Raw genomic sequence first — 17,746 nt, 5'->3', positions numbered from 1 at the left:
TCCGCGTCGCATGCCGTTCTGGACGCTCTGCGTCCAATCCTCCCGGAACATTCACTGACCTGAATCAACCACTCAGCGCAAAATGAGAATTAATCTCAATAGTGCCTTGCTATTATACCGATAAGAATTATTCTCATCTTACTTGAACAGGAGATGAGACATGACTTATTTGATCGATGCATGGCTGGACCGACCACACCCTTACCTGAGAATTCTTCATCGCGAGACGGGGGAAGTGTGTGCGGTTCTGGAGGAAGAGGCGCTTGAGGAGTTGCGCGATCAGGGTGATCTGGACGTGTGCAGCCTGAGTTCGAGCGAGCCGCTGGTGCTCAAGGAGCTGGTGAGAAACCTGTTTCTGTTCTGCTATGCGCGGGCGTTGCGCCCGATGGGTGAGTTGCACTGAGCATGAAGCATCAGCACAACCCCGCCGCTGAACGAGTCAGCGCGATTCGTTCAGCGATTTTCTGTATCGAACGGGTCGATTACAGAACGTCCAGCAGTTCCACATCGAACACCAGCACGCTGTGCGGTGCGATGCTGCCGACGCCCTGAGCGCCGTACGCCAGCTCGCTCGGCACGTGCAGACGCCATTTGCTGCCGGCGTTCATCAACTGCAGTGCTTCGGTCCAGCCCGCGATCACGCCGCTGACCGGAAACTCGGCAGGTTCGCCACGATCGTAAGAGCTGTCGAAGACAGTGCCGTCGATCAGCGTGCCGTGGTAGTGAACGCGTACCTGGTCTTCACGGGTTGGCTTGGCGCCATCACCGGAAGTCAGCGCTTCAAATTGAAGGCCGGAAACCAGCGTGGTCACGCCTTCGCGCTTGGCATTTTCAGCCAGGTAAGCCTTGCCGGCGCCTGCAGCCTGTTCGGCCTTGGCGGCTGCTTCGGCCTGCATGATTTCACGGATGACCTTGAAGCTGGCGGACATTTCTTCCTGACCCACACGGCTTGGCTGACCGCCAAACGCATCGCGCAAGCCTGCAACAATGGCTTCCAGATCGACGCCCGGTGGCGGGTTGTCGCGCAACTGGTCGCCCAACTGACGGCCGATGCCGTAGCTGACGCGAGTTTCGTCGGTGGACAGATTGACTTCGGACATGACACTGCTCCGCAGAGGGGCACGCAGTCGATAATTTCGTAAAACCTGAACGGTCATCACGCTTTACCCTGATGCGCCCCGAACCAAAAGGGCGAGCAGCCTAGCACAATTGAGCCAGCACGCCCTATCGCAGCAGCCATCGCCCCTTGGCGGTCAGGACCACGACGAATGAAAGGAAATCGGCATGCGCATCTCGGAGCGGTCGTTGACCGGCATGCCGCACAGCTCATCGTGCACCACGCAATGCACCAGATAAAACGGCACCACCGGCACATTCTTCAGCAATTCACGGGCATGCTCGACCGAACGAAGGTGCAAAGTCTTGCCGGCCGTATCCTTGAGCATCACCGAAGTGCCGCTCATGCGCACATCGAGCAGATAGATACCGCCTTCGATGGAGATCAGGTTCAGCTCGTCGACCCGACCGGCCTGGGCGTGGTCGGTAAACTCCTGGTAATTCATGGTCGAACCTCCTGCGCAACGTCTAATGCATCGGAACGGACGTTTTACAACACACTGCGCCGACACGCCAGAAACGAAACCATCCGCCCCTTTTATCCTTCACAGGATCAGCGCTTGGTCAGCTTGTCCAGATAGCCCATTGCAAACGCGGAGATCACGAAGGTCATGTGGATGATCACGTACCACATCAGGTATTCAGGCTTGATGTTGGTGGCATCCATGAACACCCGCAGCAAGTGGATAGAGGAAATCGCCACAATGGAAGCCGCAACCTTCATCTTCAGCGAAGACGAGTCCATGGTACCCAGCCAGTTGAGCTTTTCCTTGTCATCATCAATGTCCAGTTGCGACACGAAGTTCTCATAACCGGAAATCATCACCATCACCAACAGGCCGCCCACCAGCGCCATGTCGATCAACGACAGCAGCACCAGAATCAGATCGGCTTCTGCCAGGGAAAAGATATTGGGGATGACGTGAAAGATTTCCTGGAAGAACTTGAGACACAAGGCCAGCAGGCCCAGGGAAAGACCGAAATAGATCGGCGCAAGCAGCCAGCGCGATGCGTACATGGCATTCTCAAAAAAACGTTCCATTGATACTCGCAAGGTGTTTTGGAAGGACGGGCGAGTATATCAGCGGTAACGCGCTGCTCTGGAGCTGCGACAAAATATCGCACGACGGGCGCACAAGGCACCGTAGAGGCACTGGGTATCGAGGGATTAAAAGAGTGATGAGCGCTGGCGCACCGCCCCGTCACTGCCGATTCGCCTCAGCTCGGCCTGCAGATGCAGTGACCAGATCGGCACATCGTCGAGGCATCGGTAGCCGTGCAACGAAAGGTTTTCGAGGATGCTGGTCAGCACCGACTGCGCCTCGGGCATGCCATTGAAAGGCCCTTGAGACTTGATTGCCGAAGGCTGCTCTTCAGCCATGCCAGCCGCAAACAGCACCACCCATTGCCCATTGTCATGGGGAAGAGGCCGGATGACACATTCGATGCGGGTCATCAGCCCCATACATTCCCGGGTAAGGCAAAGGCTACGCTGCATGATGCGTTCCTGATCAGCGACAGTGCTCATCCTTCTCATAAGCAGAATGCACGCCAACCCTCTGGCTGCTGCGGTCATGATCAAGACTAGAAGAAAACCCGCTCTACGCGAAACCTCCCTGATAAACGGAACACCGGGCGGCGTCAGCACCGCCCGGTTCAATGAGCACCGTTATCAGATTTTCAGCTCGGGTTGCAGTTGCGCAGGCTCTTTTTCCAGCTCTTCCTTGAGGTCTTCGTCGCTGAGCATTTCTGCGATATCGCGCAGGCGCTCCACCACCCGCGCATTGACGCTGCCTTCCGGAAACTCACCGTTCTCGTCAGGCGCACCGGCGGGCTCGCCAACCAGCAGGCTCAAGGCCTCGTCAGCCTGGCGTACAGCGTAAATGTGGAACTGCCCGTCACGCACGGCCTGAACCACACGCTCATCAAGCATCAGGGTGGTGACGTTGGCGTGCGGGATGATTGCGCCCTGCTCGCCGGTCAGGCCACGCGCTTCGCAGAGACGGAAGAAGCCTTCGATCTTCTCGTTGACCCCGCCCACCGCCTGCACTTCACCGAACTGGTTGATGGAGCCGGTAATCGCAAAACACTGCTTGAGCGGCGTGCGCGACAGCGCCGAGATCAGCGTGCAGGCCTCGCCCAGCGACGCACTGTCGCCGTCCACGTAACCGTAGGACTGTTCAAGCGCGATACTGGCGGAGATCGCCAGCGGAAATTCCTGTGCGTAACGGCTACCCAGGTAACCGGTGAGGATCATCACGCCTTTGGAGTGGATCGGTTGGCCCAGATTGACTTCGCGCTCAATGTCGACAATGCCGCTGCCACCCGGATAGACCGTAGCGGAAATACGCGCCGGCACACCAAACGCCGAATCGCCAACCTCCAGAACCGTCAGGCCGTTGCACTTGCCGACCGCCGCGCCGTCGGTATCGATGAGGATCACACCCGCCATCATGTCATCGAGAATCCGCGCAGAAACCCGCCCGGTACGCGTGGCCTTGGCCTTGAGCGCACGTTCGATGTGCCCCGCGTCGGTCTTGTCATCATTGGCCAGTTGGCGGATGAAGTCTGCCTCGCTGACCAGTTGAAACAGGTCCCCGATGCGCGCCGACAAACGGCCCTGATGCTCGGCCAGTCGGGCGCTGTAGGTCGCCAGTCGTGCCACCGCGTCGGCGGTCAGAGGCGCCATGCCCTCCTCCGAGGTGCGGGTTTTCAGCAACTGCGCGAACTGCTCCAGCGTCTCGTCGACCATCGGGATTTCTTCGTCGAAATCGACCAGCACCCGAAACATCTCCTGAAAGTCAGGATCGAGGTCTTGCAGGGTGTAATACAGCGAACGGGAGCCAATGATGATCTTGACGTTCCACGGGATCACCTGCGGCGTCAGCGTCACGGTTGCCACGCGGCCCAGTTCGCCCAGCGGCGATTCCATTTTCAGCTTGCGCGATTGCAGGGTGCGCTTGAGCGCGTCCCAGACAAACGGCTCGCTGAGCATCTTTTCCGCTTCCAGAATCAGGAAGCCGCCATTGGCACGGTGCAGCGCGCCGGGGCGCAACTGGCGGTAGGTGGTGTATAGCGCGCCCTGATCGGTGCTGTATTCAATGCGCCCGAACAGGTTGTCGTATGTGGGATGCTGCTCGAAAACCACCGGCGCGCCGCCGTCACGGGTGTTTCCGACCACCAGGCTCGGGCTGTACTGCTCTTCCAGCAACTTGCGCGCCTGGGCATCGGTCTTGGCGTCGTCGACCAGTTGCTCAACCAGCGTCTTGAGCAAGTACACCTGCATCGCCTGCAGGTACGCACAAACGGCGGCGTTTTCGGCATATTTTTCCGAAAGCGGCGCCAGCAATGGCTGCAAGGTCAGGGTAATGGTTTCTTCGTTAAGCTGACGCAACTGGTTATTGGACTCGCGTTTCCACTGCGGCAGGCTGGCCAGTTCTTCATTGAGACGTTCCCCAAGGAAGGAAATATCTTCGTGAAAACGATCACGGTCGGCCTCGGGCAACTGTGAGAACTCGGCTTCGTCCAGCGCCTTGCCATCGGCCATCGGTGTGAACGCGATGTTGGAATTGTCGCGATACAGCGCAATGTCCTTTTCCAGCGACAGGCGCTCGATCACATCGAGTGCGCGGTCGTAACGCTGATTGAACGCGCGGTCGATGGAGCTTTTCTTTTGCTGATAGGACGGGTGCTCGAACACTGCCGGAAAGGTCACCAGCAGGTTGTCGATCAGGCCGCCGATATCGGCCATGAACTCATGGGCGGTGCCCGGCGGCAATTCCAGGGCTTTGGGCTCACGGGGCTCGTCGAAGTTATTGACGTAAACCCAGTCCGAAGGCGCCTGCATGCGCTTGCCTTCGGCCTTGAGGTAGCGTTTGACGAACGAGAAGCGGCCAGTGCCGGGCTCGCCCATGACAAACACGTTGTAACCGGGGCGCGGCATGGCAACGCCGAACTGCAGGGCTTCTAAGGCACGCTCCTGGCCAAGTACACCGCGAAAGGGTTCAAGCTCGTGGGTGGTCGCAAAGCTGAACTGCTCAGCGGAAAACGGACGGGTCAGCGCGTGTGGCGCCAGGCGTAGGTTGGCTGCGACAGAATCGGGCATCAGTAATCCTTACATCAGGCGGGGCAGATGTCGGCATTCTGGCGCTCGCCGCACGCGACTTGCAAGGCAGGAAAGCCCCGAAAGGCGCTCGCGGATGCAAAGCCATCACCGTTGTGCGAAAAAAAATCTTCTTCCGGCAATAATCTGCAATAGATCGCGGAACCCTTGGAACCCGCCTACGCTCCAAATTGCGCAGGTGGTTGCTGGTTGGCCGCCTGTCTTGATGTGATTACTCAAGAAACTCGACCCTTGGCTGAACTAAAAAGAGAAAAAGCTATGAAACGGATTCTTCTTGGAACGCTCTTCGCCGCTGTATCCATCAACGCTATGGCTCAAGCTCCAGGCGGTCCTGACTGCGGTTGGGGCAACATGCTGTTTGAAGGCCAGCGCGGTACTCCAGCTCACTTCCTTGCATCAACCACTAACGGCACTTCGGGTAACGCCACCTTCGGCATGACCTCCGGCACCAACGGCTGCTCGACCAACAGCGCACTGACCTACGGCGGTAAATCCTGGCTTGCCATGAACGGCATGATGGATGAACTCTCCAAGGACATGGCAATGGGTCAGGGCGAAGCACTGACTACCTACGCCGTGGTACTGGGCGTTGCGCCAGAGGATCGCGAGCACTTCGCGGCCGTCACTCATGAACACTTCTCGCAGATTTTCAGCAAGGCCGACGCCACTGCTGAAGACGTTCACACCAACACCGTCAACGTTCTGAAAAACGATCCGACTCTGGCCAAGTACGCTACTCAGGCTTAAAGTCGTTCGCCCGCCCTTTCTTCGCGAAGGGCGGGACTCTCTTTCTTGACTAGTTGCCCTCTATGCTCAAACGTCTTGTAACGCTGGCGCTGTTTGTCTGTGCCCCCTTGTCTGCCGCGCCTCATGCCACCGCAGACCGTTTGCAGCAAATGGCCAACGAGCCATTCTGGATTTCACTGGGTCACTACGAAGCCGGCAAGCTGGGTGGTTGGCGCAGCTATGTCACAGACCCCAAATTCTTTCTCGCCGCCGACGGTGCCCATGACCCCAAGGCAGAGCTGAGCGCCACGCTGGAGGCGATTTACGCCCCCGTGACCAACGAACAGACCCACGCCCAGTGCGTGTACCCGGCACGTACCCGCTGGCTGCGCGACCAGTTGCACCTGACTGACCTGCCAACCCCGGACTGCAAGGAATTCAAGGCCTGGTACAAGGATGTGGCCCCGGACAGCACTGTGCTGATTTTCCCGGCGGCCTACCTCAACAGCCCGTCCTCGATGTTTGGCCATACGCTGTTGCGCATCGACCCGGCCAGCGCGAAAACCAACAACACCACGCTCTTGAGCTATGCGATCAACTTCGGTGCCTACATCGAAGGCATGGACAACAGCATTCTGTACGCCTGGAAAGGCCTGGCGGGCGGCTATCCGGGGCTGTTTGCCCTGGTGCCCTATCAGGAAAAGCTTTCGGAATACCGCAGCCTGGAAAACCGTGACCTGTGGGAATACCGGCTGAACCTGACCGCAGAAGAAACCGGGCGCATGGTCGAGCACGTCTGGGAATTGAAACAGATCCGTTTCAGCTACTTTTTCTTCGATGAAAACTGCTCCTATCGCCTGCTGGAATTGTTGCAGGTCGCCCGACCGGGGCTGCACCTGACCGAGCAGTTCGGCCTGACCGCAATCCCCACCGACACCGTCAAGGCCATCAAGGCCGCAGGGCTGGTGGAGAAGATCGACTATCGCCCGTCCCGCGAGCGTGAATTGCTCAGCCGTGCCGCCCCCCTCGATGCCGACGAGCAACAGTGGGTATTGAACGTCAGCGCCGATCAGAAGCAATTGCAGGACAGCCTGTATCTGGCCCAGCCCAAAGAGCGCCGCGCGCTGATTCAGGATGCGGCCTATCGCCTTGAACGTTATCGCGCCAACGGCCTTGAACGCGACACGCAACGCTCGCAACGCAGCTTCGAGCTGTTGCAGTCCATCAATCAGAACCCGCCGCCACAACTGGATATTCCGCGCCCCGGCCTGCCTGAAGAAGGCCATGAGTCACGCACCTGGCAGTTGGGCGCGGGCACCCGTGGCGACAAGGCTTTTGCCGAATACGGCCTGCGCATGGCCTATCACGACCTGAACGACAACGCCTATGGCTTCCCGCTGGGCGCGCAGATCGAGATTCTGCAGCTCAAGGTGCGCCAATACGAAGGCAACGACTGGCAAGTGCAGCAACTGGATCTTGCCACCATCCGCTCCCTGACACCGCGCACCGAACTGCTCAAACCCTGGTCATGGCAAGTCACTGGCGGGCTGGAGCGTGTGTTAGGCAAGCATGGCGACGAAAACCTCGTCAGCCATGTGAACGGTGGCGGTGGCGGCACCTGGCAACTGGGTGACGAAGTGCTGGGCTTTGCGCTGGGCACAGTGCGTGTCGAGCACAACAACGATTTTGCCGAGTTCATCTCCCCCGCCGCCGGCTTCAACACCGGCGTGCTGTGGCGCAACCCGCTGGGCAACCTGAGCCTGGAAGCCAAGGGCGACTACTTCATCAACGGCGAAGTACGTCGCAGCGTCAGCCTCAATCAGCAATGGGAGCTGTCGCGCAACCTGGGCCTGCGCCTGAGCGCCCAACGCGAATTCAGCCAGATGAGCTCGCCACAGAACGAAGTGATGCTTGAGGTGAAGTGGTATCACTACTGATCGGGTAAAAAACGCAATGGCATCGCGCAAAGGACTGCGCAGGATCCTCTGCCAGCCGTTTAAGGCCCTTCTCCATGGTTTGCACAGTCAGATGCTCGCCATCCAGTGAGTCGACCAATCGGGGATGGGCTCCCTTGCGTTTCAGCGAAGGCCGAAACATTTCCTCTGCTGGCACGACCTCGTCAAAACGCTCCAGGTCCAGCGCCAGTGCCTGATTGAACAGCACATTATTGAGCCGTGTCAGCGCCGGCTGACGGTGATCAACCGACAACGCATTCACACTCGCCGCGACAGAATAACCGACCGGTGATGTTTCATACGCAACGGCCGTTGCTGAATAAAGGGCAGCCTTGTTGGGCGCAAAACATCCCGTCAGATGCCTGGCAAGGGTACTTAAAACGCCCTTCGACGAGCTTCCCGTCGCAGAGGCGAACAACGCGTAGGCTTGAGTTCCAGCGCCAGACTTTTTCACGAGGACCTCTCCGGCTAAAGCGCCACGGCATCTGGCCGTCGGGCTGTGTGGGCGGGCATTGGCGGGCGTCCGAATTCACTTCGGAAGGTTTCGATGACCTGCTTGATCTGCTCGGCAAGTGCCTGGGTGCTTTCAAGCGCGCGGGACAAACTGTCTGTGCCGTGCCCGGTGAGGTCGTGCGTGTAACGCAGGCACAAGGTATTTTGCTCGATATCCAGCGCGATACTGGCGCCCAGGGTGTGGGCTGGCGACAAGTTCAAATGCAGCGCAAGCGCCAGCAGCCGCCCGTCCTGTTCAGGGTCGATGTAGCTCAGGGTGCTGATGACAAAAAGCGCATCCCCGCCAGCAGCGGGCACCAACAGGCTGGTGTGACCGTTGTTTCCGTGCCACAGCAAAAACCCTTCATCCCGAAGAGAGTGCAAATCTGCGGCGTCGTATCCAAGCCGTTTCAGGCTGTGTTCTAGCAGTCCGGTTGCGAACGCGATCATGGCATAAGTACCTTGCAGTGAGTCCTGTCACTGAGTGGCGCTGGACGCGCAGGGGTTCCGGGCAACTAAACTAATAACGCTATTATTGTGATATCACCTTTTCCCCGCGTCGTTTTTTACAAATAACTCACCTATAAGCTTCTAGATTCCGCTCATCAGTAGAGGCAATCACCATGACACTTTATTGGCTGTTGTTGTCGCTGGATCAGCGGTCGCCCGAGTCAGTGCAGCATTCCACCCCACACACGCCATCAGATCGATGCACGCACTCAAAACGCCGCTGCCTTTCCGGTTACTGTCGTGCGGACGCGAAGGTGACTGGACGATCTCCGCCCAGCCCTTGATTTCCCCATGAGCCATGACGAAGGTATGGGTCAATGTACCGACCAATGACTGCATCGTGATTTTTGCTGCTGGATGACCTGAGATATGTTCAATAACCACCTTTCAATGCGACTGTTAAGCTGCAATCCAGAAGCTTTTGTTTTAGGACTTCCAACCCGTGCAGGGTGACCCAACACCCGTTCATGCACGGGCGGCGGTAAAACACCAGCCACAGCTCTCATTGCGTCTAACTCCCGTCAGCGTTGTCCTGAACTTCTTTCAAATCCACATGCCAAGTACTGTGCATTTTCTTGAGCCCCACGACCTCGAAAGGGGTTTGAGGCGGGATAATCGCCTCTTTCTCGTGGGCATTTATGGCGAACGGGCTCACATTGACCGCAGAGGTTGATTGAAGGTGCAGTGCCACGCTTGAGGTCAAACTGTTCGCAATGACGGAATCGGTCGATGTACTCATGAACGCTTCATCACGGTACGGCCTACCGGAATTGAAACGCTTCATGACCTCTTCATCAGACATGGTTTTTTCGATGCCTCGGTGAAGCGGGGCAGCTACTTGATAGTCGGGATCGCGGGCAAGCTTGGCGAGACCACTCTTCAGGGCCTCCACAATCGGAGGTACATCATCCTGGTGTTGATACCGAAGATGATGATTGATAGGTCTGTAGAGGCAAGTTGTGTAGAGGTGAATGGCGAGAAACTCATCATCACTAAAACGCGCAGCCTTTGGGTTTGAATCCTTCTTCGTGAGCGCTCGACCAATCATGGCATCGGCGGAGTCAATGCCCGAGAACATTCCTCCCGAAAGACCTTGAAGCCGCAAACGCTCGCGTCCGATCATTGAGGAAAGCGCCTGCTTCATGGGCGTATCTGACAGGCGTGGCGAGGGCGCTCTCGGCTGGCGTGTGCGGCTCGTCCCCTCTGGAATGTTGCTGGAGTAATTCTGACTGAGCGTTTGCGCATGACTGGCGGACAGGTGTTGGCTGCTTGAGGCTTGAGAACCAAGGCATGGCGAGAAACAGCTGCCCAACTGTTTGAGCAAAGAGGGCGCAGGGGCTTTTCCAGTGGCCTTCGATGTATCATTTTGGGACGACGAGTAGGCACTGCCATAGGTGCCTTGGGAAGGGTTGATATTCATCGGTGTTTCCTGTGACGGACGATAACGAGATCAAGATGAAGAACGAGTCTTCTCGATTTCCTGCAAATTTATGTGCCAGCGACCAGAGTCAGCTTTTGCTTTGCCGGTGACCCGGAAAGATGTGCTCAGAGGGAACAATCCCTCTTGTTCATCACGTGACATAGAAAGCGCCTTGATACGCAATGCAGAACGGCTTTCGATTTCAAGGAAAGGGCTTTTCTGGTAAAGAGACGCCACGTCCTGAGCCTTGTCGTTCTTGAAGCTCAGCGTTGTGAAAGAGTGGTAAAAAGCCTCGTCCGGTTCCAAATCAAAGCTTCAAGCTACCGTGGCATTCGACGGCAGAAAAAAGCCACTATCGTGATATCACACATTCCCTACGCCGCTTTTACAAATAACCAACACATTTGCTTCTAGACTCTTTTTATAAGAGGAAACCACCATGAAGCAGTATTGGCTGTTGTTGTCGCTGGCCCTCGTGCTGGCGGGTTGTCAGTCCACCCGTGACCAGATGCTGGCCGAGGGTTATCCACCGGGGTTTGCCGAGGGTTATCAGGACGGCTGCGGCAGTGGCCGGGACGCCGCAGGTGCCAGCACTGGCCAATTCAAGAAGAACGTACCCCGCTATTTGAAGGACAAGTTGTACGCCGAAGGCTGGACCGACGGCTTCCGTCAGTGCCAGGCGGCGCAGGACAACCGTGACCGCCTCGACCCCGGCCAGGTCTTCAATGATCGCGACCGGGCCTGGGAACGGGAAAAGACCCGCAGCGCGGCCAAGGCTTATCGTCCGAACTGACGGTCGGCACACTGCAAGATTGACGAAACCAATGCCCTTCTCGTGCGGCCCAACCCTGATTAGGGAGGACATTTCATGAGTCGCGCATTCGTAAACGAAGACAACGCTGCCGCCGATGCCGAACAACCGGTAGAGCGGCTGGTCAGCGCACAGACCAATTACGTCACGGCGCACGGCCTGACGTTACTGAAAGAACACGTCAGCAGCCTGCAGGCACAGCACAGCGCGCAAAATGCGCTGGGCGAGGCCACCGACAAACAACGCCTCGCCGACCTGGAGCGCGACCTGCGCTACTTCACCCAACGCCTGCAAAGCGCGCAGGTGGTAGCGCCTGCTCTGTCCACCGAAAAGGTGCAGATTGGCGGCTGGATCACGTTCACAGACGAAGAAGACAACCATCAGCGTGTGCAGTTGGTCGGGGAAGATCAGGCCGATGCAACCCGAGGGCTGATCAATTGGGGATCACCGCTGGGCAGCGCACTGCTCGGCGCGCAGAAAGGCGATGAGGTGATGTGGAAGCGCCCGGCAGGGGATCAGACGATTGAAGTGCTGCTGATCGAACCCGATCACTAAGGCCGACAACGGCAGCGCCGCTCCCGAACGGGAACAGCGCTGCCGGGGCTGATCAGGCCAGTTTTTTGTGACGTACGCGGTGCGGCTGGGCAGCAGCTTCGCCCAGACGCTTCTTGCGATCCGCTTCATACTCGGTGTAGTTGCCCTCGAAGAAGATTGCTTGCGAATCGTCTTCGTACGCCAGAATGTGCGTGGCCACGCGGTCAAGGAACCACCGATCGTGGGAGATCACAATGGCGGCGCCCGGGAAGTCCAGCAGTGCTTCCTCCAGCGAACGCAGGGTTTCGACGTCAAGGTCGTTGGACGGTTCGTCGAGCAGCAGCACGTTGCCGCCCTCTTTCAGGGTCAACGCCAGGTGCAGACGACCGCGCTCACCACCGGACAGGTCTTTGACGAACTTCTGCTGATCGCCGCCCTTGAAGTTGAAGCGGCCCACGTAGGTACGCGACGGGATTTCGTAGTTGCCGATACGGATCACGTCTGAGCCATCGGAAACCGCCTGGAACACCGACTTGCTGCCGTCCAGGTCATCACGGCTCTGGTCGACACAGGCCAGTTGCACGGTTTCGCCAACTTCGATGCTGCCCGAATCCGGTTGCTCCTTGCCCATCAGCATGCGGAACAGGGTCGATTTACCGGCACCGTTACCGCCGATCACGCCAACGATGGCGCCTTTGGGCATGGAGAACGACAGGTTGTCGATCAACACACGGTCGCCGTAACCCTTGGTGACGTTCTTGAACTCGATGACCTTGTCGCCCAGACGCGGACCGGCCGGGATGTAGATCTCGTTGGTCTCGCTGCGCTTCTGAAATTCCTGCGACTGCATTTCTTCAAAGCGTTGCAGACGCGCCTTGGATTTGGACTGACGTGCCTTGGCGCCCTTGCGGACCCATTCCAGCTCGTCTTTCATGGCCTTTTCATGGGCTGTCTGCTGCTTGGATTCCTGAGCCAGACGGTCAGATTTTGCTTCCAGCCAGCCAGAATAGTTGCCTTCGTAAGGAATGCCCGCGCCGCGGTCGAGTTCCAGAATCCAGCCCGCCACGTTGTCCAGGAAGTAACGGTCGTGCGTGATCGCGACCACGGTACCCGGGAAGTCGTGCAGGAAATGCTCCAGCCAGGCGACGGAATCGGCGTCCAGGTGGTTGGTCGGTTCGTCGAGCAGCAGCATGTCGGGGGCGGACAACAGCAGACGGCACAGCGCGACACGGCGCTTTTCACCGCCGGACAGTACCGAAACCTTCGCATCCCAGGCAGGCAAACGCAGCGCATCGGCAGCGACTTCGAGTTGACGCTCCAGGTTATGACCGTCGCTGGCTTGCAGGATCGACTCAAGCTTGGCCTGCTCGGCAGCCAGCTTGTCGAAATCAGCGTCCGGCTCGGCATATTCAGCGTAAACCTGATCAAGACGCGCCTGGGCGTCCTTGATGACGCTGACCGCCTCTTCAACCACTTCACGAACCGTCTTTTCCGGATCAAGTTGTGGCTCTTGCGGCAGATAACCCACGTTCAGTTCCGGCATCGGGCGCGCTTCGCCGTCAAATTCGGTATCGACGCCGGCCATGATCTTCAACAGCGTCGACTTACCCGAACCGTTGAGGCCCAGCACGCCGATCTTGGCGCCGGGGAAGAAAGAAAGAGAGATGTTTTTCAGGATTTCACGCTTCGGCGGCACAACTTTGCTCAGCCGATGCATGGTGTAGACGTATTGAGCCATGGAATGAAAACCTAGCGTCTGTGATGAGGACCGATTTGAAGCGCGAGCTTAAAGCTCCGGCCGGAAAAAAGCTTTTATTTGTCCGTAAGACTTGCCGCGAGACCGTTCCGAGCCTTGAATAAAACCAGGTAGAAGCAGATCGGGCAGTGCTGGCAACTATAAAGCCTGGTCGGTATTGCAAAGAGTGGAGTCACTCGTGCAGGAGTCGGTAGATACCGCGCGTTGCGCAAAGCTACCCGAATGCAGCCTGCAGGGCAAACGATCCGGCCCAATGGGGCTGGCACTCTGCCACAAGTAAAGGCATGCTAGCCGCCCTTTAAGCGACGGGCATTTTTGCACTAAGCATTACGGCTTCCAGTCCAGCAGTCAGGGAACAACGATTTGCCCACTTCAACGCCTTTGCCGTCACCCCATGTTGCTGCAGACAGTGCGACAAGGCCTCTGCGTGGGTCAGTGAAAGGTGTACTGGCGGCGCTGGTCCTGGTGATGCTTGCCATGTTGCTCTGGCAATTGATCGAGCAGTTTAACCAGACGCAGGAACGCCAGCGTCAGCGCAGCCTGGAATACAGCATCCAGCTTTCCGACCGGATGAGCCTGAACATGGCGCTCAAGGCGCAGATCGCCATGAACCTGCTGGACGAGGCGCAATCGTCCGGGGAACGCCTGGAGCAGCCCGTCATGCTGGCAGGCCTGCGCACTGCCCTGCCCGCGCTGCGCAGCGTTGCTCGCCTGAACCCGGCCGGTGACATCGTCAGCGACAGCACCGAAGTGCCCCGCGACGGTGATTTTCTCAGGCGTGCCATGAGGCAGGCGCTGGGCCGCCCTTATTTCTACACCAGTACCGACGACGGCAACCAGCTCTACGTGCTGATTCGTCAGGGCGGCGGCATTACCGGCGACTACTGGGCGCTGCGCATGGCACCGGACGCGCTGAAAGACCTGGCCAGCCAGCCGGCTCAGGACTTTCAGCACTTGTGGCGTCTGGAGCAACGCAAGACGCAACGGGTCATCCTCCGCGAGCCGCTGCCCTCCAATGAGGCCGACAGCGGTCTGTCCGAAACCATTCTTCTGCAACCGCTCAGCAACAGTGACTGGCAGCTGCGCGGCCTGTTCGACACCTACAAGGCACGCAGCGAACTGCTCACGCCACTGATCGGCAAATGTGTGATCGGCCTGCTGCTCTCGATCCTGCCATTCATAGCACTGATTAGCCTGCGCCGACGTCAGCGCCAGATGCTGCAAAGTCGACGCCGCTATCGGGACATCTTCGAGGGCGCGGGCGTGGCGATCTGCGTGATGGACATGTCTGGCCTGCAGGAGCAGCTCGACGCCCTTCAGGTCAGCACGGGCGAAGAGTTTGATCGTCTGCTCAAGAGCCAGCCTGCCTCGCTGAAAAGGCTGCTGCAGCAACTGCGCATCAACGAGCTCAACGAAGTTGCGCTTGGCCTGCTGGAAATCGAGTGCAACGAACAGGCCTGGCAGCAGTTGATCGAGGGCGAATCGCGCACGCGCCCAGGCATTGGCATTCAGGTGATTCATGCCGTGCTTGCCAGGCAGACACGATTGGAACTGGAAATCTGCCTGACCCGTGCAAGTGGCCAGGACCAGCATCTGTGGCTGGTCATGCGCCTGCCCGAGGCGCGTAGCGACTTCGATGCCGTGATTCTCAGCATCGGCGACATCACCAGCCGCAAACAGACCGAGCTGTCACTGCTGGACCGCGAAAGCTTCTGGTCCGATGTGATCCGCACCGTGCCGGACCACCTGTATGTGCAGGACGTGCTCAGCCAGCGCATGATCTACAGCAACCACCATTTTGGCCATACGCTGGGCTACAACAAGTTCGAACTGCACGCGATGGGCGAGTTCTTCTGGGAAATACTGCTGCACCCGGAAGATGCCAAGAGCTATCAGGACATGCGCCTGCGCCAGCGCCACCACGGGCACAACGAGTTGCTGCAATGCGTGCTGCGCTTTCGCGATCACGAGAACAACTGGCGTTGTTTCGACGTGCGCGAGCAGGCACTGGCCTGGGACACAGAACACCTGGTCACGCGTATCATCGGCATTGCCAAGGACATCACCGAGCAGGTTGCGTCCAGCCAGTCGCTGCGCGACAGCGAACAGCGCTACCGTATGCTCGCCGAAAGCATCAGCGACGTAATCTTTTCCACTGACGCCCATCTGACCGTCAATTACGTCAGCCCCTCGGTCGAGCGCGCACTGGGCTACAGCGCTGACTGGATTACCCGGAACGGCTGGTCTGCCGCCATTGCCAACCCCCAGCAACTGACCGGTTTTGATGCGCTCATCAGCCGTATCAGCAAAGTGCTCAACAAGCCGCAGGAACTGGCGCGGTTGCGCGACGAAGTCACCACCCGGATGTTTCTGTTCGACTGCCTGCGTGCAGACGGCCGCAAGATCCCCGTGGAACTGCGCGTGGTACTGGTATGGGATGAACACGGCAATTTCGAGGGTATTTTCGGCGTTGGCCGGGACATCAGCCAGCAGCGCCGCGCCGAAAAAGACCTGCGCATGGCTGCCACGGTTTTCGAGCACTCCACCTCGGCAATCCTCATTACCGACCCCGCAGGCTATATCGTGCAAGCCAACGAGGCCTTTACGCGCGTCAGCGGCTACGAAGTCGCTCAAGTGCTCGACCAACTGCCGGGCATGCTCACCGTTGAAAGCGAACAGGAAGCGCACTTGCGCTACATCCTCAGGCAGCTGAACGGGCAAGGCACCTGGGAAGGTGAAATCAGGCTCAAGCGCCGCAACGGCGAACACTATCCGGCCTGGGTCGGCATCACTGCAGTGGTCGATGACGAAGGCGACCTGGCCAGTTATGTATGCTTCTTCAGCGACATCAGCGAGCGCAAGGCCAGCGAGGACCGCATCCACCGCCTGGCTTATTACGACGCGCTGACGCACCTGCCCAACCGCACACTGTTTCAGGATCGCCTGCATTCGGCGTTGCAGCAGGCAGAGCGTCAACAGGCCTGGGTGGTGCTGATGTTCCTCGACCTGGACCGTTTCAAACCGATCAATGACTCTCTGGGCCATGCCGCCGGCGACCGGATGCTGCAGGAAATGGCCACGCGCCTGCTGGCCTGTGTATCGGCCGACGACACCGTGGCACGTATGGGCGGCGATGAATTCACGCTGTTGCTGCAACCGGACATCACGCGCGAAGCGGCACTGACGCGCGCCATTCACGTGGCCGAGCGGATCCTGACCAGTCTGGTAACGCCGTTTGTGCTTGAAGGCCGTGAGTTCTTTGTCACCGCAAGTATCGGCATCGCGCTCAGCCCGCAGGACGGCAGCGAACTGAGCAAGTTGATGAAGAACGCCGACACGGCGATGTATCACGCCAAAGAGTGCGGCAAAAATAACTTCCAGTTCTACCAGACCGACATGAACGCCACGGCGCTGGAGCGTCTGGAGCTGGAGAGCGATCTGCGTCACGCCCTGGAACAGCAGGAGTTCACCCTCTATTACCAGCCGCAGTTCAGTGGTGACGGCAAACGCCTGACGGGCGCGGAGGCCCTGCTGCGCTGGCGCCATCCACGTCGCGGGCTGGTGCCGCCGAACGACTTCATCCCGGTGCTCGAAGAGCTCGGGCTGGTGGTGGAAGTCGGCGACTGGGTGCTCACCGAAGCCTGTCGCCAGCTCAAGCACTGGCACCAGGCGAAAGTTCGCGTACCTAAAGTGTCGGTAAACATCTCGGCGCGGCAATTCTCGGACGGCCAGTTGGGTAAACGCATCGCCCACATACTGGAGCAGACAGGTCTGTCGCCTGCCTGTCTTGAGCTCGAGCTGACCGAAAGCATCCTGATGCGCGAGGTCAACGAGGCCATGCAGATCCTCGACGGCCTGAAAAACCTTGGCTTGAGCATCGCCGTCGATGACTTCGGCACCGGTTACTCGTCGCTGAACTACCTCAAACAGTTCCCGATCGACGTGCTGAAGATCGACCGCACCTTCGTTGATGGCCTGCCCTCAGGCGAACAGGACGCCCAGATCGCCCGCGCCATCATCGCCATGGCCCACAGCCTGAACCTCTCGGTCATCGCCGAGGGCGTGGAAACCCACGAACAACTGGAATTCCTGCGCGAGCACGGCTGTGACGAAGTCCAGGGCTACCTCTTCGGCCGCCCGATGCCACCCAGCCAATTCGAAGCGCAATTCAGCAACGATGCCCTGTTCATGCTGGATTAGGGGCTGTTCCCGTTTCACATTGGCAACCACAGAAAAGCGCAGGCCATTGCTATGACGCTTTCATAGTTTCTCTTGAGTTTGTCGAATCGAGAAGCCACCGCCC

Annotated in this window: 16 protein-coding genes and 1 pseudogene; 6 read left to right on the top strand and 11 right to left on the bottom strand. The window is 58.5% G+C overall.

The window, feature by feature from the left end:
• The first annotated feature begins 160 nt into the window (after positions 1–160).
• The gene (locus DW49_RS0118390; protein ID WP_002555214.1) at positions 161–403 is read left to right on the top strand and encodes a PA4570 family protein; all 243 of its coding nucleotides are present in this window, start codon (positions 161–163) and stop codon (positions 401–403) included.
• 79 nt (positions 404–482) lie between these two features.
• Here the strand turns inward: DW49_RS0118390 and DW49_RS0118385 are convergent, their stop codons facing one another.
• The 5 genes from DW49_RS0118385 to DW49_RS0118365 form a co-directional block, all read right to left on the bottom strand.
• Positions 483–1,100 (bottom strand): BamJ family beta-barrel-assembly machinery protein, encoded by a 618-nt coding sequence (locus DW49_RS0118385; protein WP_005620540.1) that lies wholly within the window; start codon positions 1,098–1,100, stop codon positions 483–485.
• Between the two features lie 153 nt (positions 1,101–1,253).
• The gene (locus tag DW49_RS0118380) at positions 1,254–1,562 is read right to left on the bottom strand and encodes a DUF6482 family protein (RefSeq protein ID WP_005620541.1); all 309 of its coding nucleotides are present in this window, start codon (positions 1,560–1,562) and stop codon (positions 1,254–1,256) included.
• Between the two features lie 107 nt (positions 1,563–1,669).
• A complete protein-coding gene (locus DW49_RS0118375) occupies positions 1,670–2,158 on the bottom strand; it encodes a TIGR00645 family protein (RefSeq protein ID WP_005620544.1) in 489 nt (162 codons plus the stop codon).
• A 126-nt stretch (positions 2,159–2,284) separates the two neighbouring features.
• Positions 2,285–2,614 (bottom strand): PA4575 family protein, encoded by a 330-nt coding sequence (locus DW49_RS0118370; RefSeq protein ID WP_032617243.1) that lies wholly within the window; start codon positions 2,612–2,614, stop codon positions 2,285–2,287.
• A gap of 174 nt (positions 2,615–2,788) precedes the next feature.
• On the bottom strand, positions 2,789–5,221 hold the full coding sequence (locus DW49_RS0118365; RefSeq protein WP_024421347.1) for a Lon protease family protein: 2,433 nt from the start codon (positions 5,219–5,221) through the stop codon (positions 2,789–2,791).
• Positions 5,222–5,497: 276 nt separating this feature from the next.
• On the opposite strand from DW49_RS0118365, the gene DW49_RS0118360 reads away from it, so the two are divergent.
• Complete coding sequence (locus tag DW49_RS0118360; RefSeq protein ID WP_003379721.1) at positions 5,498–5,986, top strand: DUF3015 domain-containing protein; 489 nt, start codon at positions 5,498–5,500, stop codon at positions 5,984–5,986.
• A gap of 62 nt (positions 5,987–6,048) precedes the next feature.
• The gene (locus DW49_RS0118355) at positions 6,049–7,902 is read left to right on the top strand and encodes an Lnb N-terminal periplasmic domain-containing protein (RefSeq protein WP_005620556.1); all 1,854 of its coding nucleotides are present in this window, start codon (positions 6,049–6,051) and stop codon (positions 7,900–7,902) included.
• On the opposite strand, the gene DW49_RS1000000134065 is transcribed toward DW49_RS0118355, so the two are convergent.
• The 4 genes from DW49_RS1000000134065 to DW49_RS01000000128550 form a co-directional block, all read right to left on the bottom strand.
• Positions 7,841–8,128, bottom strand: a complete 288-nt coding sequence (locus DW49_RS1000000134065; RefSeq protein ID WP_003379723.1) for a hypothetical protein — start codon at positions 8,126–8,128, stop codon at positions 7,841–7,843. The two genes, DW49_RS0118355 and DW49_RS1000000134065, sit on opposite strands and share 62 nt — an antisense overlap.
• A gap of 260 nt (positions 8,129–8,388) precedes the next feature.
• On the bottom strand, positions 8,389–8,862 hold the full coding sequence (locus tag DW49_RS0118350; RefSeq protein WP_024420396.1) for a CesT family type III secretion system chaperone: 474 nt from the start codon (positions 8,860–8,862) through the stop codon (positions 8,389–8,391).
• Positions 8,863–9,433: 571 nt separating this feature from the next.
• On the bottom strand, positions 9,434–10,342 hold the full coding sequence (locus tag DW49_RS0118345; protein ID WP_005620561.1) for an ADP-ribosyltransferase domain-containing protein: 909 nt from the start codon (positions 10,340–10,342) through the stop codon (positions 9,434–9,436).
• Between the two features lie 30 nt (positions 10,343–10,372).
• Positions 10,373–10,648, bottom strand: coding sequence for an ADP-ribosyltransferase domain-containing protein (locus DW49_RS01000000128550; RefSeq protein WP_024420394.1), 276 nt, complete (start codon positions 10,646–10,648; stop codon positions 10,373–10,375).
• Positions 10,649–10,781: 133 nt separating this feature from the next.
• Here DW49_RS01000000128550 and DW49_RS0118335 point away from each other — a divergent pair, with 133 nt between their 5' ends.
• Entirely contained in the window at positions 10,782–11,135 is a 354-nt protein-coding gene (locus DW49_RS0118335; protein WP_005736696.1) for a hypothetical protein, read from the top strand.
• Between the two features lie 75 nt (positions 11,136–11,210).
• The gene (locus tag DW49_RS0118330; RefSeq protein WP_005620562.1) at positions 11,211–11,708 is read left to right on the top strand and encodes a GreA/GreB family elongation factor; all 498 of its coding nucleotides are present in this window, start codon (positions 11,211–11,213) and stop codon (positions 11,706–11,708) included.
• 52 nt (positions 11,709–11,760) lie between these two features.
• Here DW49_RS0118330 and ettA read toward each other — a convergent pair whose 3' ends face one another.
• Complete coding sequence (ettA, locus tag DW49_RS0118325) at positions 11,761–13,425, bottom strand: energy-dependent translational throttle protein EttA (RefSeq protein WP_005620563.1); 1,665 nt, start codon at positions 13,423–13,425, stop codon at positions 11,761–11,763.
• Between the two features lie 381 nt (positions 13,426–13,806).
• Between ettA and DW49_RS0118320 the strand changes: the two genes are divergently transcribed.
• Positions 13,807–17,643 carry a sensor domain-containing protein gene (locus DW49_RS0118320; protein ID WP_024420393.1) on the top strand — a complete coding sequence of 1,279 codons (3,837 nt, stop codon included), beginning with the start codon at positions 13,807–13,809 and terminating at the stop codon, positions 17,641–17,643.
• 14 nt (positions 17,644–17,657) lie between these two features.
• Here the strand turns inward: DW49_RS0118320 and DW49_RS1000000132280 are convergent.
• Positions 17,658–17,746: pseudogene (locus DW49_RS1000000132280) on the bottom strand (IS5/IS1182 family transposase); the annotation flags it as partial.

Source organism: Pseudomonas avellanae BPIC 631 (assembly GCF_000444135.1).
Taxonomy (GTDB): domain Bacteria; phylum Pseudomonadota; class Gammaproteobacteria; order Pseudomonadales; family Pseudomonadaceae; genus Aquipseudomonas; species Aquipseudomonas avellanae.
This window is presented reverse-complemented; position numbering and strand designations above follow the sequence as displayed.

Excerpts from the sequence above, each read along its gene's own strand:
- ettA (WP_005620563.1), bottom strand. The coding sequence starts at position 13,425 with ATGGCTCAATACGTCTACACCATGCATCGGCTGAGCAAAGTTGTGCCG.
- DW49_RS0118350 (WP_024420396.1), bottom strand. The coding sequence starts at position 8,862 with ATGATCGCGTTCGCAACCGGACTGCTAGAACACAGCCTGAAACGGCTT.
- DW49_RS0118335 (WP_005736696.1), top strand. The coding sequence starts at position 10,782 with ATGAAGCAGTATTGGCTGTTGTTGTCGCTGGCCCTCGTGCTGGCGGGT.
- DW49_RS0118375 (WP_005620544.1), bottom strand. The coding sequence starts at position 2,158 with ATGGAACGTTTTTTTGAGAATGCCATGTACGCATCGCGCTGGCTGCTT.
- DW49_RS0118385 (WP_005620540.1), bottom strand. The coding sequence starts at position 1,100 with ATGTCCGAAGTCAATCTGTCCACCGACGAAACTCGCGTCAGCTACGGC.
- DW49_RS0118360 (WP_003379721.1), top strand. The coding sequence starts at position 5,498 with ATGAAACGGATTCTTCTTGGAACGCTCTTCGCCGCTGTATCCATCAAC.
- DW49_RS0118330 (WP_005620562.1), top strand. The coding sequence starts at position 11,211 with ATGAGTCGCGCATTCGTAAACGAAGACAACGCTGCCGCCGATGCCGAA.
- DW49_RS0118345 (WP_005620561.1), bottom strand. The coding sequence starts at position 10,342 with ATGAATATCAACCCTTCCCAAGGCACCTATGGCAGTGCCTACTCGTCG.
- DW49_RS0118370 (WP_032617243.1), bottom strand. The coding sequence starts at position 2,614 with ATGCAGCGTAGCCTTTGCCTTACCCGGGAATGTATGGGGCTGATGACC.
- DW49_RS0118380 (WP_005620541.1), bottom strand. The coding sequence starts at position 1,562 with ATGAATTACCAGGAGTTTACCGACCACGCCCAGGCCGGTCGGGTCGAC.
- DW49_RS0118365 (WP_024421347.1), bottom strand. The coding sequence starts at position 5,221 with ATGCCCGATTCTGTCGCAGCCAACCTACGCCTGGCGCCACACGCGCTG.
- DW49_RS0118390 (WP_002555214.1), top strand. The coding sequence starts at position 161 with ATGACTTATTTGATCGATGCATGGCTGGACCGACCACACCCTTACCTG.
- DW49_RS0118355 (WP_005620556.1), top strand. The coding sequence starts at position 6,049 with ATGCTCAAACGTCTTGTAACGCTGGCGCTGTTTGTCTGTGCCCCCTTG.